The following is a 19,117-nucleotide window of genomic DNA, read 5'->3' as shown; positions in this document are numbered from 1 at the left end:
TTCTGTGCTGTCTTGTGCTCAATTAGCCTTCAACATACTCTTCGCCCCAAGCGGCACCATGCTGGGCTAACAAATAACTTGCCGCTGCCGGACCCCAGCTACCTGCGATATAAGATTTCAATCCTTCGGCATCGTTTTCCCATGCATTCATAATCGGATCAATCCATTCCCAGGCTGCGCCCAATTCATCATCACGGACGAAGAGAGTGAGGTCGCCATGCAATGCATCAAGCAACAGTCGTTCATAAGATTCAACACGGCGCAAGTTAGAGGCTTCAGCGAAATCCAAATTCAATGCCACGTCAGACAAACGAATGCCTTCGCCTGGCTCTTTGGCTTTCATAAACAATTGCACGCTTTCCTCTGGTTGCAAGGTAATCACCAGTCGATTTGAGCGCAGAGGGCCTTGGCCTTTGCCGAAGATGGAATACGGAATCGGTTTGAAATTAATCGTAATTTCAGCGCAGCGGCTCGCCATACGCTTACCTGTGCGCAGGTAGAAAGGCACGCCTGCCCAGCGCCAATTGTCGATTTCAGCGCGAATCGCCACAAAAGTTTCGGCGCGGCTTGAGGCAGGGACACCTGGTTCATTTTGATAACCGATAACAGGCTTGCCATCGACAGCGCCAGCGCGATACTGGCCACGGACCGTCTTTTTGCTGACATCATCGGCTGTAAATTTACGCAAAGCGCGTAATACTTTGACTTTCTCATCACGAATAGCGTCCGGGTTTGCGTTCACTGGAGGTTCCATCGCCACTATGGACACCAATTGCAAGAGATGGTTTTGTACCATGTCGCGCAGAGCACCGGTCTTGTCGTAGAAGTCGCCACGTGTTTCCACGCCGACTTGTTCTGAGATCGAAATCTGTACGTCTTGGATCCACTTACGATTCCACAATGGCTCTAAGAAAGAGTTGGCAAAACGTAGTGCAAATAAGTTTTGTACCATCTCTTTACCGAGGTAGTGGTCGATACGATAGATTTGATTTTCGTTCAAATACGTACGCAGCGCGGAGTTAATCTCTTTGGCAGATTTGGCATCGCGTCCCAATGGTTTCTCAACGACGACGCGAGCATTACCCTCGACCAAACCATGTTTGGATAATTGCTCCACGACTGGAATGAAGATATCTGGGCCAATTGCCAAATAAAATAATTTAGCTTTGCTGGTGTCTGCATTGACGCGAGACTTTAAAACTTCGAAGTCTTCAGGATTCTTGGCGTCGATTTTGGTGTAACCGACTAAATTGAGGAAGGCGGCTAATTGTTCTTTCGTGCCGTTTGCTTTGGCAGCATAGGTTTCGATACTAGTGGCGACACGTTTGCGGAAGTCTTCATCACTTAATGCTTCGCGTGCAGCACCGATAAACGTGAACTCGGGGTCCAAGCGGCCATTTACAAAGGCGCTGTACAGTGCAGGAATGATCTTGCGTTTTGCCAGATCGCCAGTTCCGCCAAACAATACAAAAGTAGTCATGTGGACTCCGAATAATTCTAGTTAGAAAAGTAATGCCAATAAGGTACAAGCAGAGGATGACTTAGCAAGTGAGGAGATGGATTTGAGCATTCTCTTGGTTTGCTCCGGTGTTGTCTCTTAGTTTGCGCGCATCTTCGCTTTTTGATGCAATAAATTATGCCATAGCTTAAACCATATTTCTTCAAAAATGTAGTTTCATTACGATATTTTTGATGGTTTTTATGTTTTAAATGGAAAAATTTCGTATTTCTGAAAGTTTGTTACAGCTTTTTTCTGTTTTTGTGCTATCTTTGAGGTATCTGAATCAGAGACCCCCACAAAACTATGACGACATCTGGACAAAATACAAATCAAGTTGCGATGAACCCTGTGGTTGCCGCAGTGACTCGACGAATCGAAGAGCGTAGTAAGACATTACGTTCGGAATATTTAGCGCGCCTAGAGCAGATGCGCCATCGTGGGCCGCGTCGCGCTAGTCTGTCTTGTGCCAATCAAGCACATGCCAATGCAGCAGCGGATGGCAAAACGAAGATTTGGCTCAATCAAGCTCAAAAATCGAATATCGGCATTGTCACTGCCTACAACGATATGTTGTCAGCGCATCAGCCTTACGCGACTTACCCTGATCAAATTAAAGAAGCAGCACTGCGTTTTGACGCAACTGCTCAAGTCGCTGGCGGTGTGCCTGCGATGTGTGATGGTGTAACCCAAGGTCGTCCAGGTATGGAGTTGTCGCTGTTCTCTCGCGATGTGATCGCGCAGGCGACCGCGGTCGCTTTATCGCATGATACTTTTGATGCGACTTTGTGCCTTGGTATTTGCGACAAAATCGTTCCAGGGTTGTTAATTGGCGCTTTAGCCTTCGGGCATTTGCCGACGATTTTCATTCCAGCTGGTCCGATGGGCTCGGGTTTGTCAAACAAAGAAAAAGCGGCCGTGCGTGAACGTTATGCGCAGGGTAAAGCAACAAAAGAAGAATTACTCGCGGCTGAGAGCGCGGCTTATCATAGCGCCGGTACTTGTACTTTCTACGGTACAGCCAATAGTAACCAAATGTTGTTAGAAGCAATGGGCTTACATTTGCCAGGCGCGGCTTTCGTTCATCCGAATGATCCACTGCGTCATGCTTTGACAGATGCAGCGGTCGAACAAGTGTTGAAGTTGACAGAAACAGCGGGCGACTATCGTCCTATTGGCAAGCTCGTCAATGAGAAAACTATCGTCAATGCAGTCATTGCATTGTTAGCGACAGGCGGTTCAACCAATCACACGATTCACTGGATTGCTGTTGCACGCGCAGCTGGCATCATCATCGATTGGCAAGATTTCGATGAACTGTCTTCCGTAATCCCATTGTTGACACGTGTGTATCCGAACGGTACAGCAGACGTGAATGCCTTCGAAGACGCGGGTGGCCCGACTTTTGTCATGCGCGAATTGTTGTCGCAAGGTTTGATGCATGCCGATGTCATGACAGTATTTGGTCAAGATGGTTTGGCTTCCCATACTATACGTCCAGAATTGAAAGACGGCAAAGTTGCTTTCGTCGCGCATCCAGAAAAATCAAGCAATCCGGAAGTGGTACGCAATGTGACTGAGCCATTCGCCGCAACTGGTGGTTTGCGCCTGTTGCAAGGTAATTTGGGACGTGCGATTGTGAAAGCATCTGCGGTGCCAGAAGAAGCTTGGATCGTTCGTGCGCCAGCAAAAGTATTTGAATCTCAAGATGCTTTGGTGAGTGCGTACAAAGCAGGGCAGCTTAATCAAGATTTTGTGGCGGTCGTGATTTTCCAAGGTCCGCAAGCCAATGGTATGCCAGAGCTGCATCACTTCACACCGGTGCTCGGTAGTTTGATGTCTGCTGGTTACAAAGTCGCTTTAGTCACCGATGGCCGTATGTCCGGTGCATCGGGCAAAGTGCCTGCGGCATTGCATGTGAGTCCAGAGGTTTCGCAAGGCGGTCCATTGGGTAAAGTACGCGATGGTGATTTGATTGAGCTCAATGTGCATACCGGTGAGTTGCGTGCTTTGGTTGATGAAGCGACTTGGGCAACACGTACCAATCCTGTGATTTCTATCGATAGTAGCTATGGTTATGGCCGCGATTTGTTTGCCGCACAAAGACGTGTGGTGACTTCGCCGGAACATGGCGCTTCAACTTTGTTTATCTAATTTTATTGGAAGATTCCATCATGACGATCAGTAAATCCGCCATCGTTTCTCAGCTCGCACAAGTTCGGGTATTGCCGATTTTGGTCACCGACGACGTTGATCAAGCGATACGCTGCGTACAAACTTTGGCTGAAAATGGCCTGCCTGCAGTGGAGATCACTTTGCGCACGCCAAATGCGATGACGGTTTTACGTGAAGTGGTGAGAGCGTGCCCTGACGTGACAGTGGGCGCCGGTACGATTTTGACGCCAGCGCAGTTAGATGCTGTTCGCAATAGTGGTGCGACGTTCGGTATTAGCCCAGGGATTACGCCAGTGTTGGCAAAGGCAGCGGCGGAGTCAGGCTTGCCGTATTTTCCAGGTGTTGGAGGTGCCAGTGATTTGATGTTGGCACTCGAACATGGCTTTGATGTAGTGAAGCTTTTCCCATCTGATATCGTTGGTAGCGTCAAAATGGCGAAGGCTTTGGGTGGCCCATTCCCTGATGTGAAATTCTGTTTAACTGGTGGTGTAACTGTTGAATCAACGCCGACTCTGCTACAACAATCGAACGTGCTTTGTGTTGGTGGATCTTGGATGTGTCCAGCGAATTTGATCAGTGCGAATGATTGGGCAGCGATCGCACAATTGGCAGCGCAAGCGGCCGCAGCGGGTAAATAATGGAGTGAGCTCATTCATCTTGGAGTGATCTACTTTTTATTTTAAATAGTGTTTTCTTGATGTCTTCTTAATGTTTTTTCTCAGGTTTTCTTGATCATGGCTATCTCAGTTTCTCGTACTCCTTTGTGGTGTTTATTGCAGCAGCGTGCCAATAACATGCCAAGTCTGAAAGAGTTGTTTCGCGCTGACCCTCAGCGCTTTACACACTTCTCAGCGGCGGCCTGCGGCATCCTGTTGGATTATTCCAAACAGCGAATGGACACCACGGCGAAGCTGAATTTGTTAGCGCTAGCTCGTCAGCAAGATGTCGAAGGGCGTCGTGATTCGATGTTGCGTGGAGAGGCGATCAATAACACGGAAAATCGCGCAGTTTTGCACACGGTATTGCGCTTGCCGAAAGGCGAGAAGTTCATGCTCAATGGTGAGAACATTGCCGCCGACGTGCATAGCGTATTGGCACAAATGCGTAGTTTTAGTGATGCCGTACGTGAAGGCCGTTGGTTGGGCTACACAGGCAAGCCGATTCGTACGATTATCAATATCGGTATTGGTGGTTCCGACTTGGGGCCGCAGATGGCGTGCATCGCCTTGGCACCATGGTCACAGAAAAATCTCTCTCTACATTTTGTCTCGAATGTTGATGGCCGCCATGTGGCTGACTCTTTGGAAAATGCTGATCCTGAAACGACCTTGATCGTGGTTGCTTCGAAAACCTTTACGACCATGGAAACGCTGACCAATGCACGTACTGCACGTGAATGGATGCTCAATCATGGCTGTCCTGAAGACCAAATTCGTCAGCACTTTGTAGCCTTAAGTACTAACGTCAAAGCGGCGACAGCCTTTGGTATCGCTGAAGAAAACGTATTCCCCTTCTGGAACTGGGCCGGTGGTCGTTACTCGATGTGGAGTGCGATTGGCTTGTCGATTGCGCTCTACGTGGGGGCCGATCGTTTTGAAGAGATGCTAGCGGGTGCGCATGAAATGGATTTGCATTTCGCGCAAGCACCATTAGAACAAAATTTACCGGTATTGATGGCCTTGATCGGTGTGTGGAATATCAACTTCCTTGGTTTGCAAGCTTTGTCGATTGCACCCTACCATCAACGTATGACACGTTTGCCAGCCTACCTGCAGCAGCTGGAAATGGAAAGTAATGGTAAATCGGTTACGCGTGAAGGTAATCGCGTCGATTACACGACTTCGCCGATTTTGTTTGGTGAGGCTGGTACTAATGGTCAACACGCATACTTCCAATTATTGCATCAAGGTGCGACGATTATTCCAACCGACTTTATTGTCGTAGCGGAAGATGACGCAGGCTTACCTGGCCATAATCAGGCTTTGCTGGCCAACTGCTTTGCACAATCCAAGGCTATGGCGTGGGGTAAGAGTATTGATGAGGTGCGCGCCGAGCTCGGTGATTTACCTGAAAAAATGTTGGCACCGCGTGTTTTCGAAGGTAACCGTCCAACTTCAACCGTCTTACTTGATTCTTTAACGCCTCGCTCTTTGGGCGCTCTGATTGCTTTGTATGAACATAAAGTGTTTGTGCAATCGGTGATTTGGGATATCAATGCCTTTGACCAATGGGGTGTTGAGCTTGGTAAGTCTTTAGCGCAACAACTGATCAGCCTTGATCCTGCCGCAGTCAAAGAAGACTACGATAGTTCAACTAAGGGCTTGTTAAAGGCCTTGAGCAAACGTCATCGTTAAACAAGGTCTGAAGTTTGTTGGCTGTGCGTTTTTGCAGACATAGTATGCACAGCCATACAGAAAAATTGTAGTGCTATTGATTTATATTGAATGAACTTTCAATTGCGACTATTTTTAAGTCGCTTTTGTTAAGATGTTTTAGCTGTACAAATTCTTATTTTGTTTTCCTTATACCATCCTTAAAGACGATCATGAACGATATCGCCGACGATAAAGACCAGAGCCTCCGTGAAGACATCCGCCGCCTTGGGCGCATTTTGGGTGACACGGTACGCAATCAACATGGAGATGAAGTCTTCTCTTTGATTGAAACGGTACGTCAAAATTCGATTCGTTTTCGTCGCGATGCCGATCATGCGGCGCGTGAGGCTTTGGAAAACACGCTCGATACTTTGACCAATGATCAAACCACACATTTGATTCGTGCGTTTAGTTATTTTTCACATTTGGTGAATTTGGCGGAAGATCAACATCATATTCGTCGTACTCGTGCCCACTTGATTGCCGGTTCTTCGCCACGTCGCGGTAGCTTGGCACATACGATAGAAACCTTATTTGCTGGCGATAATGCGGCACAAAACTTGAAAACGTTTTTTGAAACAGCACAAGTCACACCAGTGCTGACGGCACATCCAACAGAAGTGCAGCGTAAGAGTATTTTGAATTGCCAAATGGTGATCACGCGTTTGCTAGATGAACGTGATCGTATGCAATTGACGCCAGAAGAATCTCGTGCCAACGAAGATGCTTTGCAACGTGCCGTTTTGACGCTGTGGCAAACACGTATGCTACGTATGTCGAAATTGTCGGTACTCGATGAAGTGGAAAATGGCCTGAGTTTTTATGACTACACGTTCTTGCGTGAGTTGCCGCACTTGTATGCAGGTTTGGAAGATTTGTTGGCGAGCAAAGATCAACGTTTCGAAAAAGTCGAATTGCCGAGCTTTATGCGCCTCGGTAGCTGGATTGGTGGCGACCGTGATGGTAATCCTTTTGTTACGGCGACCGTCTTAGAGAAAACCTTGATCATGCAATCGACCCGTGCGTTCAAATTCTACTTGGACGAATTGCATACCTTAGGATCGCAATTGTCGATGGCTACTTTGTTAGTGAAAGTGTCACCAGAATTAGTAGCCTTAGCAGAACGTTCGCCGGATCATTCTCCACATCGTGCCGATGAACCTTATCGTTTAGCGGTGAGCGGTGTGTACGCACGCTTGGCGACGGCATTTAAGAACTTGCTTGGTTTGGATCCAGTGATTCCACCTTGCGGCGTGGCTCAAGCTTACGACTCTGCAGAAGAGCTTGTTGCGGATTTAGACCTGATCCACCAGTCTCTTTCAGATAATGGATCACTCGGCATTACGCGTGGTCGCTTACGTCATTTACGTCGCGCTGTGCGCGTGTTTGGATTCTATTTGGCGCCTATCGATTTGCGTCAAAATTCAGATGTGCATGAACGCGTGGTAGCAGAGTTGCTGCGTGCAGCAAATCCTGAGCTTGATTATTTGAGCTTAAATGAAGACCAACGCATCGAAGTCTTGATTGGAGAGATTAGCTCAGCGCGTCCTTTGGCGTCTCCGTACTTGGTTTACTCGGAAGAGACACAGTCAGAGTTGGCGATTTATCGTGCAGCCTGTACCGCACAAAAACGCTACGGCAGAGGTGCTGTGCCGAATTGCATCATCTCGAAAACCGATGGTGTTTCCGATATGTTGGAATTGGCTTTGCTACTAAAAGAATCTGGCCTGTTGCACCCAGCCGAAGGTCGCCTCGACGTCAATATTATTCCTCTATTTGAAACGATTGGCGACTTACAAAATAGTGCGCCAGCGATGGATAGATTGTTGGGGATTCCTGCTTATGCGCGACTTTTGGAGAGTCGTAGTAATGCGCAAGAGGTCATGCTTGGTTACTCTGACAGTAATAAAGATGGTGGTTTCCTAACATCAGGTTGGGAACTCTACAAGGCCGAGATTGATTTGGTTGAAATCTTCGCTAAACATCAAGTCCGTTTGCGTTTATTCCATGGTCGTGGTGGTTCTGTTGGTCGCGGTGGTGGACCAAGTTATCAGGCGATCTTGGCGCAACCTGCGGGCGCTGTACAAGGTCAAATTCGCTTGACTGAGCAAGGTGAAGTCATCACAGCGAAGTATGCGAACCCGGAAGTTGGACGTCGCAATTTAGAGGTGTTGGCAGCGGCAACCATGGAGGCGAGTTTGCTCGCACATACAGAGTTAGCGCCACGCCCAGAGTTCCTGAAGGCGATGGAAGAGTTATCTAACAACGCTTTCCGCGCTTATCGAAACATGGTTTATGAAACCGAAGGCTTCGAGCAGTATTTCTGGGAATCGACTGTAATTTCTGAAATCGCTGGCTTGAATATCGGTAGCCGACCAGCATCGCGTAAAAAGTCGACTGCAATTGAAGATTTGCGTGCCATTCCATGGGTGTTTAGCTGGTCCCAGTGCCGTTTGATGTTGCCAGGTTGGTTCGGCTTTGGCAGCGCGGTTCAACAGTATCTGCAAGCGCATCCAGATGATGGCTTGTCGACCCTACGCGCCATGTTTAAAGATTGGTCATTCTTCTCGACTGTGTTGTCGAATATGGAAATGGTGTTGGCGAAGAGTGATATTGGCATCGCTAGTCGCTATGCACAGCTGGTGAAAGACGAGTCTTTGCGCAATCGTATCTTCCCGCGTTTAGAAGCGGAACATGCGTTGACGATTGACGTCCTGAAACAGATCTCTGAGCGCGAAGACTTGTTGTCGGATAATCCGTTGTTGAAACGGTCTATCGTCAATCGTTTCCCATATTTGTCACCACTCAACCACGTACAGGTTGAGCTCTTGAAACGTTATCGTCAAGGTGATGAAGATGAGCGCGTACGCCGAGGTATCCATTTGTCGATCAACGGTATCGCTGCGGGTCTACGCAATAGTGGCTAAGGAATCTCGTTATAACATGTGTAGTTGAATTGGCCGCATTAAGCCTAAGGCACAGAAGGGGAGAGTATTTCGCTATACTTTCCCTTTTTTTTGAATTCTCGTGATGAAGACACCTTGTATTGGCATTGTCGGTTGGTCTGGTAGCGGAAAAACTACTCTGCTGGAGAAGTTAATCAACGAATTAGGACTGGCCGGTCTTAAGGTCAATGTGATTAAGCACAGCCATCACGATGTGATCTTAGAACCAAAGCACAAAGATACGGCGCGTTTTCGTCAGGCAGGTGCGCAGGAAGTTTTATTGGCTTCACCTTATCGAATTGCCTTAGTACGTGAATTGCGAGATCAAACTGAACCCAGTTTAGATGATCTGTTGAAAGAATTGGCACCAGCTGATGTCAATCTCATTGAGGGATATAAATGGGCAGAAATTCCAAAAATTGAAGTCTGGCGCCCTGGTTTAGGAAAACCTGCGCTGTATCCAACAGATCTATGGATTAAGGCTGTGGCGTCCGACCAGACGAAACCAAGTGATGCGCGCGAGGGTTTAATTTGGCTGGATCTCAATCAAACTCATGCAGTCTGGCAATATGTCATGCAATTAATTCAAACTTTACATACACAATACGAAAAAACTTCACCGCAAGCCTAAAGTTTCGGGCATCAGGATCCGTTATCACGAGTGTAGATAAGGAGAATTGTCATGGACGTTACCGGAATTGCCAGAACGGCAACCACATTAGCCGATGTGGGCGTGAGCCAACAGGTCAGCATTGCGGTGTTGAAAAAAGCACAGGACATTAGTGAGGAAAGCGCGACAGCGTTGATTGAAGCGATTCCTAATTCCAATGCCAACGTGCCCAATCTCCCACCGAATCTTGGCCGAAATATTAATACGACGGCTTGATTCTGAATTGAATCGAATAAAAACAGCACTCAATTGAGTGCTGTTTTTTTATGTCCAAACTAGAAGTTTTGGTTTTGTGCGAGACACATTGCAAATATTTTGAGTCAAATCAATGAATTATTGTGAAATCGCCTGCAAAAAATGTTGCGATGCGAGATAATCTAGGCGATATAAGAAATATTGCCCTGCAGCACTTTTGACAATGGGTGAGCAGAAATTTTATTCAATCTTCCAAGGAATCTTTATGACAACGCCAACATGGGGCTGGTCTGAACGCCTGAGTTTGAAGCATCAATTAATGGATGCGACGCATCAAGAATTTGTAACCTTGTGTGCAGCACTAGCCCAAAGTGAAGAGCAGTCTCCTTTTATCGATCGTCTTGATGCTCTGATTGAGCACTCCATCGAACATTTTGAGCAAGAGAATCGTTGGATGCGTGATGCTGGCTTTCCACCTGCAGCTTGCCATCAAGGTGAGCACGATGCGGTGCTTCAGGTAATGCAAGAGGTGCGTCGTCGGTTTGCGGAAGGGGAGCGTGACTTAGGGGAACGTTTGGCAGAAGAATTGCCATTGTGGTTCGAACATCATGTCGACACCATGGATAATATGCTTGCTCAATATCTAATTAGCAATGAGATCGCTGTTGAAGCAGCATAAGCTATGTGAGCTTAAGTGAAAAAAGCACCGCGCGCGGTGCTTTTTTTGTGGTGTTGTTATCCTGAATATCGAATTAACCCGTGACTTTGACACGAATGTCACCCAGTTCTACCACCTGTCCGGGGCGAATCTTCGCGGTCTTGCGCAACTCTTGTTGACCATCGACTTTTACCTGACCACCCGCAACGATGACTTTGCCAGCGCCGCCACTATCGCAAACACCGATAAGTTTTAAGAGTTGATTGAGTTCGACGAATTCGCCTTCGACCGTAAATGTGATGTCTTGCATGATCTTCCTGTTAAATCATCTATCTGAAAACGCGAGGATACACCATTTTAATTGCTTTACTAGTTTATTAAATCTCGGCAGAATCCAAATGCAGATAAATTTCGTATAAAGATCTGTAAGGTTTGTTCAGATGGTTCGACTACTCCTTGTAGTTCCTTTGTTGTGTCTGAATTACTTACTTTAGATACGTTTAATTTTATATTTGGAGAATAAACATGAGTAACAAAGCATTGATCGCAGTTGCGTTGGCAAGTTTGGTAAGTTCATCAGCTGTAATGGCTGCAGACACTCCTAAGACTGAAAAGTGCTGGGGCGTGGCAAAAGCAGGTCAAAATGATTGCGCTACCAAAAATGGTAGTCACTCTTGCGCTGGTCAATCTAAAAAAGACAATGATCCAAATGAATGGAAAAAAGTACCAGCAGGTTCTTGTGAAAAAATGGGCGGAAAATTAGAGGCTCCTAAGGCTTAAGTTTTTGTCACTGAACGGAAACTATCTTTTGAATTCCCCCATATTTTCCGTCCCTGAGCATGAGCCGATACCAACTCTACATGGGGTTGGTATCGGCTTGCGTACGCCTCACTATCGCCATTTTCTCGATCATAAAATCGATATCGATTGGCTAGAAGTCCATTCGGAAAACTATTTTGCAGAGGGTGGATTCGATCTATTTGTTCTTGAGAAATTAGCGCAAGATTATCCGATTAGCTTACATGGAGTGGGCCTAGCGCTGGGTTCTGCGGCAGGCATTAATGATGCCCATGTCGGTAAGTTGAAACGTTTAGTCGAACGTATTCAGCCTGCTTTAGTTTCAGAGCACCTCAGTTGGGGAAGTATCAACGGACGTCATCTCAATGATCTTTTGCCGTTGCCTTTGACCCAGGAGGCCTTACAACTCATGTGTGAACGTGTCGACTATCTTCAAAACTGTTTGCAACGTTCTGTGTTGATTGAGAATGTTTCTAGTTACGTTCGTTTTCAGGCGGATCAGATGTTGGAAGCAGAGTTTTTATGTCAACTTAGTCAGCGCACGGGCTGCGGTATTCTGCTTGATGTCAATAATGTTTTCGTCAATCAGTTCAACCACGGTGAAGATGCTCAGGCAGAGCTTGCACAATACGCTGAGCAAGTGTCTGCAATACGAGAGATTCATTTAGCCGGACATTCGCAAATTGAAGACTGTTTGATCGATGATCATGGCAGTCAAGTAAAAAATCACGTCTGGCAATTATACGAACAAGTCTGCCAGCAAATTTCACCGAGCATACCTACTTTGATCGAATGGGATACTGATGTTCCAGCAATCGAAATTTTGCTGGGAGAGGCATCTAAAGCGCGCGCCATACAAGATAAATATAAGCAGGTGAGCGATGTCTGAATCTTTGCGCGAGATTCAAGAAAAATTCGCGGCCTCACTCTTGGATCCAAAATCTGATTCTGGTTTACCTGCATTGAAAACAAACATGTTGACGGGGTCTGCGCGTTTCTCTATTTATCGCGGCAACTTGCTTGCGATTTGGAATAAGGCTTTGGCAAACGCCTATCCCGTCGTATTGCGTTTAGTTGGTGAAGATTTTTTCGAGGATGCAGCACGTTCGTATGGAAGGCAATATCCCTCCCAGTCTGGAGATTTGAATTGTTTCGGTGAGCACTTTCCGCGCTTTTTAGCACTACAGGAAAGCTTGCATGATTATCCTTATATCTCAGCAGTTGCTGAACTTGAATGGATTTTGCATTGTAGCTACTACGCGAAGGATGAAGAGAAAATTAGTTTGCCACAGATGATTTCGCAAGCCGGTGATCGTGTTCAACAAGTTCGCTTACGTTTTGCTTCTGATGTTGGTTTTCATAGCAGCATGTTTGCAACACAGGTGATTTGGCAAGCGCATCAGGCAAATGAAGTCGAGGAGCTTAGTGCGCCGGTGAATACGCGAACTTTCTGTATCGTAAGTCGGCAGCGGTGGGGGGCGCAAATCTTGAATTTAAGTGAAGCTGGCTATCTAGCTTTAGAAGCATTATATAGAGGTGAGACTCTTGAATCCGCATTAGATGTGGCGTTACAAGTCGACGCGAATTTTGACGTCGGTGCCCAGCTACAAGCGTGGTTCTCAGCAGGACTTTTTGTGGGACATTTTTGTAAGGAATAACGGTTCAAGTGCGACTATTAGGTGTCACTACGTTTTGAAAGTTTTTATGAATAAAATAATTCAGTTACACCGGTTGTCGACTTATTTCGACGCACAGATCCAAGAGTGGGGCGGTTCGTTGTTTAGCCTAGCGATTCGAATTTTTGTGTCGTGGCAGTTCTTTAAAGCAGGTCTTCTCAAGTTGCAGGATTGGGAATTGACTTTAAGTTTGTTTAGAGAAGAATACACTGTCCCTTTTTTACCACCGGAGTTTGCAGCGGCGATGGGGGCTGGCGGTGAAGTGCTTTTTCCTATCTTGATAGTCTTGGGTATTTTTTCTCGTCCAGCTGCGTTAGGTCTCTTCTGCGTAAACGCGATGGCAGTAATTTCCTACCCTCAGTTGTGGACGTTTGAGTGTCCTGCAGCGATAAATGACCACCTATATTGGGGACTTCTGTTAAGTGCTTTGTTTTTCTATGGTCCAGGTCGTTTCAGCTTTGATTATTTTTTAAAGAAACGCTGGACAAAGTAAATTCTGTTTCAAAACCCTTCAAGGTATCAGTTATTTGATTGCGGAGATGTGAAGTTTAAGATGTAAAAAAGGGATCGAATTTTCGATCCCTTTTTCTATGTATTCAGAACAAACGTAATGAATTATTTCCAGCCGCGCTTAGTAATTTCAGAAGTAATGTACTCAGCGAACAATTGGTTACCGAATGGTGTCGGATGAACTGTATCCGCAAAGTAGTAACGACTTGTATCGCCTGGAATCAAGTTGTTTGCAGTACAAACCAAAGATGAACCAAGCGGATTTTTCGCAGCAGAAAGATCACAAGCTGGTGTCGTAATGTTGGAAATGCCGTATGAGCTAGGATTTGCAGAGTGGTCGCGGAAGCGAGTGTATAAGTCGACCAACAAAACATTGTCGATACCAGCCAAACCTTCAACCAAACGGGCATTAAATGTAACACTCATACCATTCAACAAAGTTTGTGAATCCTTGCTTTGGGAGAGTGCCGCTGGTGTTTTACTCATGTCAGGCATGTTAACCACGACCACGTATTTCGCACCCTTTGCCAACACCAAATTCTTCACGTATCCAGCTAGTTCTGTGCCAGCTGTACCAATCGCGTCGACATATGTCTGTGCATTAGCGGAAGCGTAAGCTGCACCTGCTGCTGCACCAACAGTTGGAGTTAATGTTGCTACTGCGCCAGCGATACAGTTGCTTGCTTGTGCATCTGTCGGCTTACATACGCCAGCTGCGATATCTTTTTGAATTTGACCAGGAACCGCTGCTGTTATCGCTGCAGTCGCCGCAGCAGTTGCAGCAGAAGACAAGGCGCCTGTTTGAATAAATACGTCATTTGGACCACCGCTCACGAAAACGATCTCTGTGCCAGAGAATTTTCCGCCGTTTGCTGCCAAATAGTTTTGAATCTGAGTCACAACTGGAACAGTTGTTTGACCGAGAATAGCATTTGCTCCGCCAAGTAATTTATTGCCTGGGCCTACAGGATTTGTGACTCGTGCACCACCTTGCGCATAGCCAGTGCAACCTGCATTTACTTTAACTGGAACGCTAAAGCCTTGAGCTGCTAAACCCTCGAGACCTGTTTGTGCAGCACATGGTGCTGGCAAGCCAAGATTGGAAGCAACGATTTCAGTCCAGTTTTTAGCTGTTGCACTATTGACTGTGTATTTGCCGCCACCTAATGCTGCAACTGTACCAACTTTGTAAGTACCGACATCGCTCAGACTGTCGCCAAAAGTAACTTGGGAAGAGAAGGTGATTTTTGGCGCAGGATCTTTAGAGCTGCTGCTGGTTCCGCCACCACAGGCCACCAAAGCGGCAGCGGCTACGAATGTGAGTGATAATTTTAGATGACGCATTTTGTCTCCTGGTCAATTATTAATTAAGGCTAAACGAACGATAGTGCTATTTAGAGCGCCCACTATATGCCAATATTCTGCGTTGATGTGTTGCAACGTGCAATTAAACGACAGCTAAAATTAGAAGAAATATTCGAAAATAAATATGAATAAGTTAAGCATTTCTGTAGCGTTTGGCATTGGTCTTTATTGCTAAAAATTCGTGAGTTTCAGAGGTAATCCGAAGTTGAATAGGGTAGTCTAGAAATCGTGGTTTGAACAGAAAAATTAGGCGTGTCATTTTTGCGACAAACGGTGAATTCTCTATGTTGATCCTATACAAGATTCAAGATCAATGTCATATTTTGAGGTATGAAATTAGTACGTACGTTCGTTTCAGCTAGGTTTAAAAAGAACTCTTATTGGGGACAGTAAAAAATGAAACTAAAAATGTTGGCAGCAGTGTTAGGCACTTGCTTCGCGGCTCCTGTTTTGGCGCAGTCGAATGTCACCGTCTACGGTATTTTAGACGCGGGTATTCAGTTCAATTCGAACGGCAAAGCCAATCAGACCAAAATGGTGAGTGGTATCGCCGATGGTTCACGTCTGGGCTTTAAAGGCACAGAAGACATGGGTGGTGGCTACAAAGCTATCTTTAACTTGGAAGCGCGTGTTGAAGTCGATACTGGCTCTAACAAGGCAGGCAATATCAGTGACTACCAAGGTTATGCATTAACTAAGGGTATGTCTTTTCCAGATTTCGGCAGTCCTGTGCTGAAAGGTGCAGCAGCGCAAACTTTACAAGGCGTGCGTGAAGCTTTGCAGCCTAAGTACAACGTGAATGCGACTAACACTTATGTGTTGCAACGCGGAGGTGGACCTGATGGCGGTATGTTCGATCGTACAGCTATGGTCGGTTTGATTACACCAGTTGGCGCTGTATTGGCTGGACGTATGTACACACCAGCGTATGAAATTTTCAATGGTGCAGACACGTTCGAAAGCGGTATGGCAGGTAGCTGGGGTGGTATCACTGGTGGTACAGGTGGTTTGTTGACCTCCGGTATGGCGATTCGCTCCAACAAGGCATTGCAATACCGTATTGAATTGCCAAATGGCATTGCTGCTTCTTTGATGTACGGCTTCAAAAATTCCGGTTATGTTGGTCTCGATGACAAATTCATTGCTGGTATGGTGAAGTATAAAGCTAACGGTTTTGATGTCGGTATTGGTTATAACCGTGGCACAAACATGGACGGCACTACTGGCTTGATCACTTCTACAGCAGGTGGTTCTTATAGTACAGGCGACTTTAAATTCTTCGCTGGTTATCAAGCAATGAAGAATGAAAATTCAATCTTGTTGCCAGTGTTCTACGATGCATGGGACAAAGAAATTGGTGCGAGTTTGAAAGCTGCTGGTGTTCCTGCTCCAGTATTGGCTGCTTGGACTAGCATTTTCCGTACAACTGTCGCGAAAAACTTCAAGCTCGATGCAACAAGCTTTAGTTTGGGTTTGCAATACAAAGTCGGCAACGGTCGTATCATGACTTCGTTCAGTCGTCAGGATGATCGTACGCTGTCTAACAGCGATGCAAGCCAGATTGCAATCGGCTATGACTATAACCTGTCAAAACGTACAGATCTGTACACAGTGTTCGGTCGTATCAAGAATCAGAACGACGGTCAATACGCTTTAGGTGCAGCGAGTGCGTCTGGTGGTTTCACTGAAACGCCTGGTGGTAGCGCGCGTGCTGTGCAAGTTGGTATGCGCCATCGCTTCTAAGATAGTGTTACTATAAAAAAGGCGTCCATTGGACGCCTTTTTTTGTACAAAAATTACATTGCTACTTGGTTTCGGCCGCGTTCTTTTGCGCGGTACAAGGCAGCATCTGCGCTTGCAATTACGCCCAATCCATCTTGCCCCTCCGCCAAACCTGCTAGGCCAAGCGAAGCCGTGATGTGGGGGAGTGAGATGGCATCATTTTGAAATACTTTGGTATTGCGAATTCGATCGCAAAGGCGTTCTGCGACGACTAGAGCGGATTCTTTGTTCGTATTCGGTAGAATGATGATCATTTCTTCTCCGCCATATCGTGCGGCGAAATCAGTAGGGCGAAGGCCGGCGCTAATAACTTTTGCGGCAGCTTGTAAGGCTTCGTCACCTAACACATGGCCAAAGCGGTCATTGAACTGCTTAAAATGATCTAGATCGACCATGATAATGCTCAGGTCGGTTTCACTTGCCCTTGCATTGTCGATGAGCCCGGGGAGTTGCGTATTTAACCAAGAGCGATTGTTGAGGCCCGTTAGTCCGTCCACCATTGAAAGTTGACGATAAAATTCCCCCACCTTTTGTCGGTTACGTAGTTGTGCATTTGCCGCTCTGATACGGAAAGACAGTAGTTGAAGAAGATTACGTGCTACGCCGTTCGATTCGTCGATGAGTTTCCACATCGTTTCAGAATCAATCACTAGCAGCTCACTATCAGTGACTGCTGCGATGGTTGAGAGGTGACCTTCTTCGTCGAGGACCGAAATCTCACCAACACATTCTCCCGCAAAATATTGAACTGTCGAACTTTCGAGCTGTCTGCGCGCAGTGTTGGAGGTGAGGGCTAGCGTACCACGCAAAAGAATAAATAAATTGCTGCTACCACTATTGCTATCGAGGACGATTTCTCCAGAGTGAGCTCTAAGAATCGGGCAATGGCCGATTGCCTGTGCAATGAAATGCAGCTGATCAGGTTGAATATTGCGAAAAAGTTGGATATTACTTATGTCGAAATCAGTGTCTTTAAATTGCTTTAAGTGTTCCAAGTTGACCTCTGATTATGCGAAAACGTGAGAAATGGTGAGGTAATAATGACTGTGCGGTGAGTCTAAAACCGCAATTTAGTTGAAATGATAACCGAAACTACTCAGTTTTGAAGCATTTGATTCATTGCTTCAACCCGTAATTCAGTCTCGTGGAAGATGGCGAGATAGGATTCTTCGCTCAACGATAGTACGTCCCATGCGTGTTGCGAGATTGGTGGCACGAGTTCCGTGTCGGAATCGTTTAGGTCTAGCGCATGCACAATAGAATTGGCTACGTGAACAATAGAGGCAACGGAGTTTAACTCTCTATCATCGGGATCGTGATGCCCACGAATGCCATCTTGAATAGCATCCGAGAAATTCCACTGTAAGGCAAGTACCAGTCCTACCGCGACATGATCAACACCTAAGACTATCCGTTCTGCCTCCAATAACGTGGTGTCACTTTTTTTCGCACATGCAATGACTTCTTCATACTTTTTAGGGAAGCGGGAGACCAATACTAAGCGCCCGATGTCATGAAGCAGGCCCGCGGTGAACGCGAAATCATGTTTCATGTGCAGTGTACGAGAGATTAATTCAGCGCAAATTGCGGTAGCGATGTTATGACGCCAATAGGCTTGATTATCAAACCCACGACACGCGGCTGTGGGTAGATGTTTAGTAAAAATGCTGAGACGAATGAGGTTTTTGAGATTCTTGATTCCCAATAATGCAACTGCCTGTTGGATCGTCACGACTTTTGAATTGGCACCATAAATTGAAGCGTTGGCTAGCCTCAGCACCTTAGCAGCGAGTGCTTGATCAAGACTGACTTTTTCGACAATCGTGTCGAGGCTAATATCGTCGTTGTTGAGATCATTGAGCATCTCTTTCGCAACGTCGGGTAGCATAGGTAAATCATTGATCTTGTTGATCACTTCTTCGAGGGAAATTTGATGGTCTTCGCTGTCGGTGATGAATTGGCTCATGATGTCGTGCTTTCGCGATATTTTTCAACATATACCTTCAAGGTGGCAGTTGGCTCATCGTAAGGGGCATGTCGAAATACGATCTTAAGTCTGTCGCGTTTTTTTTGCTTTGCAGCGAGATCTTCTAGAATTTCTTCTTCAGTTTCTTCAACAACAATAGATAATTGATGGACATCATGATGTTCCATCGAGTTGATCATGTTTTGAGTGAGTTTTGTGCCGGCAGGAAGTAATACATGACCAAGCTTGTCGAGTAGCTCGTCCGCAAGAATCATCCCAGCACTAATTCTTGGGATTGGCAGGTAACGATGTCGTTGACTCATATGAGGCCGTTTCCTATCTAAATCTGCGTCAAAACAAATGCAGCGTGCTTCGCTGATGGTATTAGCAGAGTCTAATAGTATGCCTTTCTATGCAATGTTTCAATAAAGAAACCAAATAGTGTCTGTTTCCTACATATTGTTGACTGTTGATAGGAGTGCGCGAAGCAAATAAGGGTGTTAT

General features: G+C 46.2%; 18 protein-coding genes. 12 read left to right on the top strand and 6 right to left on the bottom strand.

Features of this window, described 5'->3' with window-relative positions:
- Positions 1–22: 22 nt before the first annotated feature.
- Positions 23–1,480 (bottom strand): glucose-6-phosphate dehydrogenase, encoded by a 1,458-nt coding sequence (zwf, locus tag H8K36_RS04130; RefSeq protein WP_186914951.1) that lies wholly within the window; start codon positions 1,478–1,480, stop codon positions 23–25.
- 324 nt (positions 1,481–1,804) lie between these two features.
- Here zwf and edd point away from each other — a divergent pair, with 324 nt between their 5' ends.
- The 7 genes from edd to H8K36_RS04095 all read left to right on the top strand — a co-directional run bounded on the left by edd (position 1,805) and on the right by H8K36_RS04095 (position 10,537).
- Positions 1,805–3,652 carry a phosphogluconate dehydratase gene (gene edd / locus H8K36_RS04125; protein WP_230404284.1) on the top strand — a complete coding sequence of 616 codons (1,848 nt, stop codon included), beginning with the start codon at positions 1,805–1,807 and terminating at the stop codon, positions 3,650–3,652.
- A 20-nt stretch (positions 3,653–3,672) separates the two neighbouring features.
- Complete coding sequence (eda, locus tag H8K36_RS04120; protein WP_186914952.1) at positions 3,673–4,311, top strand: bifunctional 4-hydroxy-2-oxoglutarate aldolase/2-dehydro-3-deoxy-phosphogluconate aldolase; 639 nt, start codon at positions 3,673–3,675, stop codon at positions 4,309–4,311.
- 102 nt (positions 4,312–4,413) lie between these two features.
- Positions 4,414–6,027 (top strand): glucose-6-phosphate isomerase, encoded by a 1,614-nt coding sequence (gene pgi / locus H8K36_RS04115; RefSeq protein WP_370587131.1) that lies wholly within the window; start codon positions 4,414–4,416, stop codon positions 6,025–6,027.
- 191 nt (positions 6,028–6,218) lie between these two features.
- Positions 6,219–8,975 carry a phosphoenolpyruvate carboxylase gene (ppc, locus tag H8K36_RS04110; protein WP_222611108.1) on the top strand — a complete coding sequence of 919 codons (2,757 nt, stop codon included), beginning with the start codon at positions 6,219–6,221 and terminating at the stop codon, positions 8,973–8,975.
- Positions 8,976–9,078: 103 nt separating this feature from the next.
- The gene (gene mobB, locus H8K36_RS04105; RefSeq protein WP_186915740.1) at positions 9,079–9,624 is read left to right on the top strand and encodes a molybdopterin-guanine dinucleotide biosynthesis protein B; all 546 of its coding nucleotides are present in this window, start codon (positions 9,079–9,081) and stop codon (positions 9,622–9,624) included.
- 51 nt (positions 9,625–9,675) lie between these two features.
- Positions 9,676–9,879, top strand: a complete 204-nt coding sequence (locus tag H8K36_RS04100; protein WP_186914954.1) for a YjfB family protein — start codon at positions 9,676–9,678, stop codon at positions 9,877–9,879.
- Positions 9,880–10,123: 244 nt separating this feature from the next.
- Positions 10,124–10,537: a hemerythrin domain-containing protein gene (locus H8K36_RS04095; RefSeq protein WP_186914955.1), complete on the top strand. Its 414-nt coding sequence runs from the start codon at positions 10,124–10,126 to the stop codon at positions 10,535–10,537.
- 73 nt (positions 10,538–10,610) lie between these two features.
- Here H8K36_RS04095 and H8K36_RS04090 read toward each other — a convergent pair whose 3' ends face one another.
- Positions 10,611–10,826, bottom strand: coding sequence for an RNA-binding S4 domain-containing protein (locus tag H8K36_RS04090; RefSeq protein WP_186914956.1), 216 nt, complete (start codon positions 10,824–10,826; stop codon positions 10,611–10,613).
- A 215-nt stretch (positions 10,827–11,041) separates the two neighbouring features.
- On the opposite strand from H8K36_RS04090, the gene H8K36_RS04085 reads away from it, so the two are divergent.
- The 4 genes from H8K36_RS04085 to H8K36_RS04070 are packed head-to-tail and all read left to right on the top strand — an operon-like array spanning position 11,042 to position 13,483.
- Positions 11,042–11,296: a BufA1 family periplasmic bufferin-type metallophore gene (locus tag H8K36_RS04085; RefSeq protein WP_186914957.1), complete on the top strand. Its 255-nt coding sequence runs from the start codon at positions 11,042–11,044 to the stop codon at positions 11,294–11,296.
- A 28-nt stretch (positions 11,297–11,324) separates the two neighbouring features.
- Positions 11,325–12,203, top strand: coding sequence for an MNIO family bufferin maturase (gene bufB, locus H8K36_RS04080; RefSeq protein ID WP_222611107.1), 879 nt, complete (start codon positions 11,325–11,327; stop codon positions 12,201–12,203).
- Positions 12,196–12,972, top strand: a complete 777-nt coding sequence (locus tag H8K36_RS04075) for an HvfC/BufC N-terminal domain-containing protein (protein WP_186914958.1) — start codon at positions 12,196–12,198, stop codon at positions 12,970–12,972. Before bufB ends, H8K36_RS04075 begins: the two co-directional genes overlap by 8 nt.
- 46 nt (positions 12,973–13,018) lie before the next feature.
- On the top strand, positions 13,019–13,483 hold the full coding sequence (locus tag H8K36_RS04070; protein ID WP_186914959.1) for a DoxX family protein: 465 nt from the start codon (positions 13,019–13,021) through the stop codon (positions 13,481–13,483).
- Between the two features lie 122 nt (positions 13,484–13,605).
- Here H8K36_RS04070 and H8K36_RS04065 read toward each other — a convergent pair whose 3' ends face one another.
- Complete coding sequence (locus tag H8K36_RS04065; protein WP_186914960.1) at positions 13,606–14,844, bottom strand: SGNH/GDSL hydrolase family protein; 1,239 nt, start codon at positions 14,842–14,844, stop codon at positions 13,606–13,608.
- 417 nt (positions 14,845–15,261) lie between these two features.
- Here H8K36_RS04065 and H8K36_RS04060 point away from each other — a divergent pair, with 417 nt between their 5' ends.
- Entirely contained in the window at positions 15,262–16,608 is a 1,347-nt protein-coding gene (locus tag H8K36_RS04060; RefSeq protein ID WP_186914961.1) for a porin, read from the top strand.
- Positions 16,609–16,661: 53 nt separating this feature from the next.
- Here H8K36_RS04060 and H8K36_RS04055 read toward each other — a convergent pair whose 3' ends face one another.
- From H8K36_RS04055 to H8K36_RS04045, 3 genes are all read right to left on the bottom strand, one after another.
- On the bottom strand, positions 16,662–17,642 hold the full coding sequence (locus tag H8K36_RS04055; RefSeq protein WP_186914962.1) for a GGDEF domain-containing protein: 981 nt from the start codon (positions 17,640–17,642) through the stop codon (positions 16,662–16,664).
- A 101-nt stretch (positions 17,643–17,743) separates the two neighbouring features.
- Positions 17,744–18,613: an HDOD domain-containing protein gene (locus H8K36_RS04050; protein ID WP_230404283.1), complete on the bottom strand. Its 870-nt coding sequence runs from the start codon at positions 18,611–18,613 to the stop codon at positions 17,744–17,746.
- Complete coding sequence (locus H8K36_RS04045) at positions 18,610–18,936, bottom strand: hypothetical protein (protein ID WP_186914963.1); 327 nt, start codon at positions 18,934–18,936, stop codon at positions 18,610–18,612. Before H8K36_RS04045 ends, H8K36_RS04050 begins: the two co-directional genes overlap by 4 nt.
- Between the last annotated feature and the right edge of the window lie 181 nt (positions 18,937–19,117).

Origin of the sequence: Affinundibacterium nitidum (genome assembly GCF_014284155.1) — a bacterium.
In the GTDB taxonomy this organism is placed as follows: Bacteria; Pseudomonadota; Gammaproteobacteria; order Burkholderiales; family Burkholderiaceae_D; genus Undibacterium; species Undibacterium nitidum.
Note: the sequence above shows the minus strand (reverse complement) of the source record. Positions and strands in the feature narration are given on the sequence as shown.

Bases quoted from the DNA above. Each gene is read 5' to 3' on its own strand.
- zwf (WP_186914951.1), bottom strand. From the start codon at position 1,480: ATGACTACTTTTGTATTGTTTGGCGGAACTGGCGATCTGGCAAAACGC.
- edd (WP_230404284.1), top strand. From the start codon at position 1,805: ATGACGACATCTGGACAAAATACAAATCAAGTTGCGATGAACCCTGTG.
- eda (WP_186914952.1), top strand. From the start codon at position 3,673: ATGACGATCAGTAAATCCGCCATCGTTTCTCAGCTCGCACAAGTTCGG.
- ppc (WP_222611108.1), top strand. From the start codon at position 6,219: ATGAACGATATCGCCGACGATAAAGACCAGAGCCTCCGTGAAGACATC.
- mobB (WP_186915740.1), top strand. From the start codon at position 9,079: ATGAAGACACCTTGTATTGGCATTGTCGGTTGGTCTGGTAGCGGAAAA.
- H8K36_RS04100 (WP_186914954.1), top strand. From the start codon at position 9,676: ATGGACGTTACCGGAATTGCCAGAACGGCAACCACATTAGCCGATGTG.
- H8K36_RS04095 (WP_186914955.1), top strand. From the start codon at position 10,124: ATGACAACGCCAACATGGGGCTGGTCTGAACGCCTGAGTTTGAAGCAT.
- H8K36_RS04090 (WP_186914956.1), bottom strand. From the start codon at position 10,826: ATGCAAGACATCACATTTACGGTCGAAGGCGAATTCGTCGAACTCAAT.
- H8K36_RS04085 (WP_186914957.1), top strand. From the start codon at position 11,042: ATGAGTAACAAAGCATTGATCGCAGTTGCGTTGGCAAGTTTGGTAAGT.
- H8K36_RS04075 (WP_186914958.1), top strand. From the start codon at position 12,196: ATGTCTGAATCTTTGCGCGAGATTCAAGAAAAATTCGCGGCCTCACTC.
- H8K36_RS04070 (WP_186914959.1), top strand. From the start codon at position 13,019: ATGAATAAAATAATTCAGTTACACCGGTTGTCGACTTATTTCGACGCA.
- H8K36_RS04065 (WP_186914960.1), bottom strand. From the start codon at position 14,844: ATGCGTCATCTAAAATTATCACTCACATTCGTAGCCGCTGCCGCTTTG.
- H8K36_RS04060 (WP_186914961.1), top strand. From the start codon at position 15,262: ATGAAACTAAAAATGTTGGCAGCAGTGTTAGGCACTTGCTTCGCGGCT.
- H8K36_RS04050 (WP_230404283.1), bottom strand. From the start codon at position 18,613: ATGAGCCAATTCATCACCGACAGCGAAGACCATCAAATTTCCCTCGAA.
- H8K36_RS04045 (WP_186914963.1), bottom strand. From the start codon at position 18,936: ATGAGTCAACGACATCGTTACCTGCCAATCCCAAGAATTAGTGCTGGG.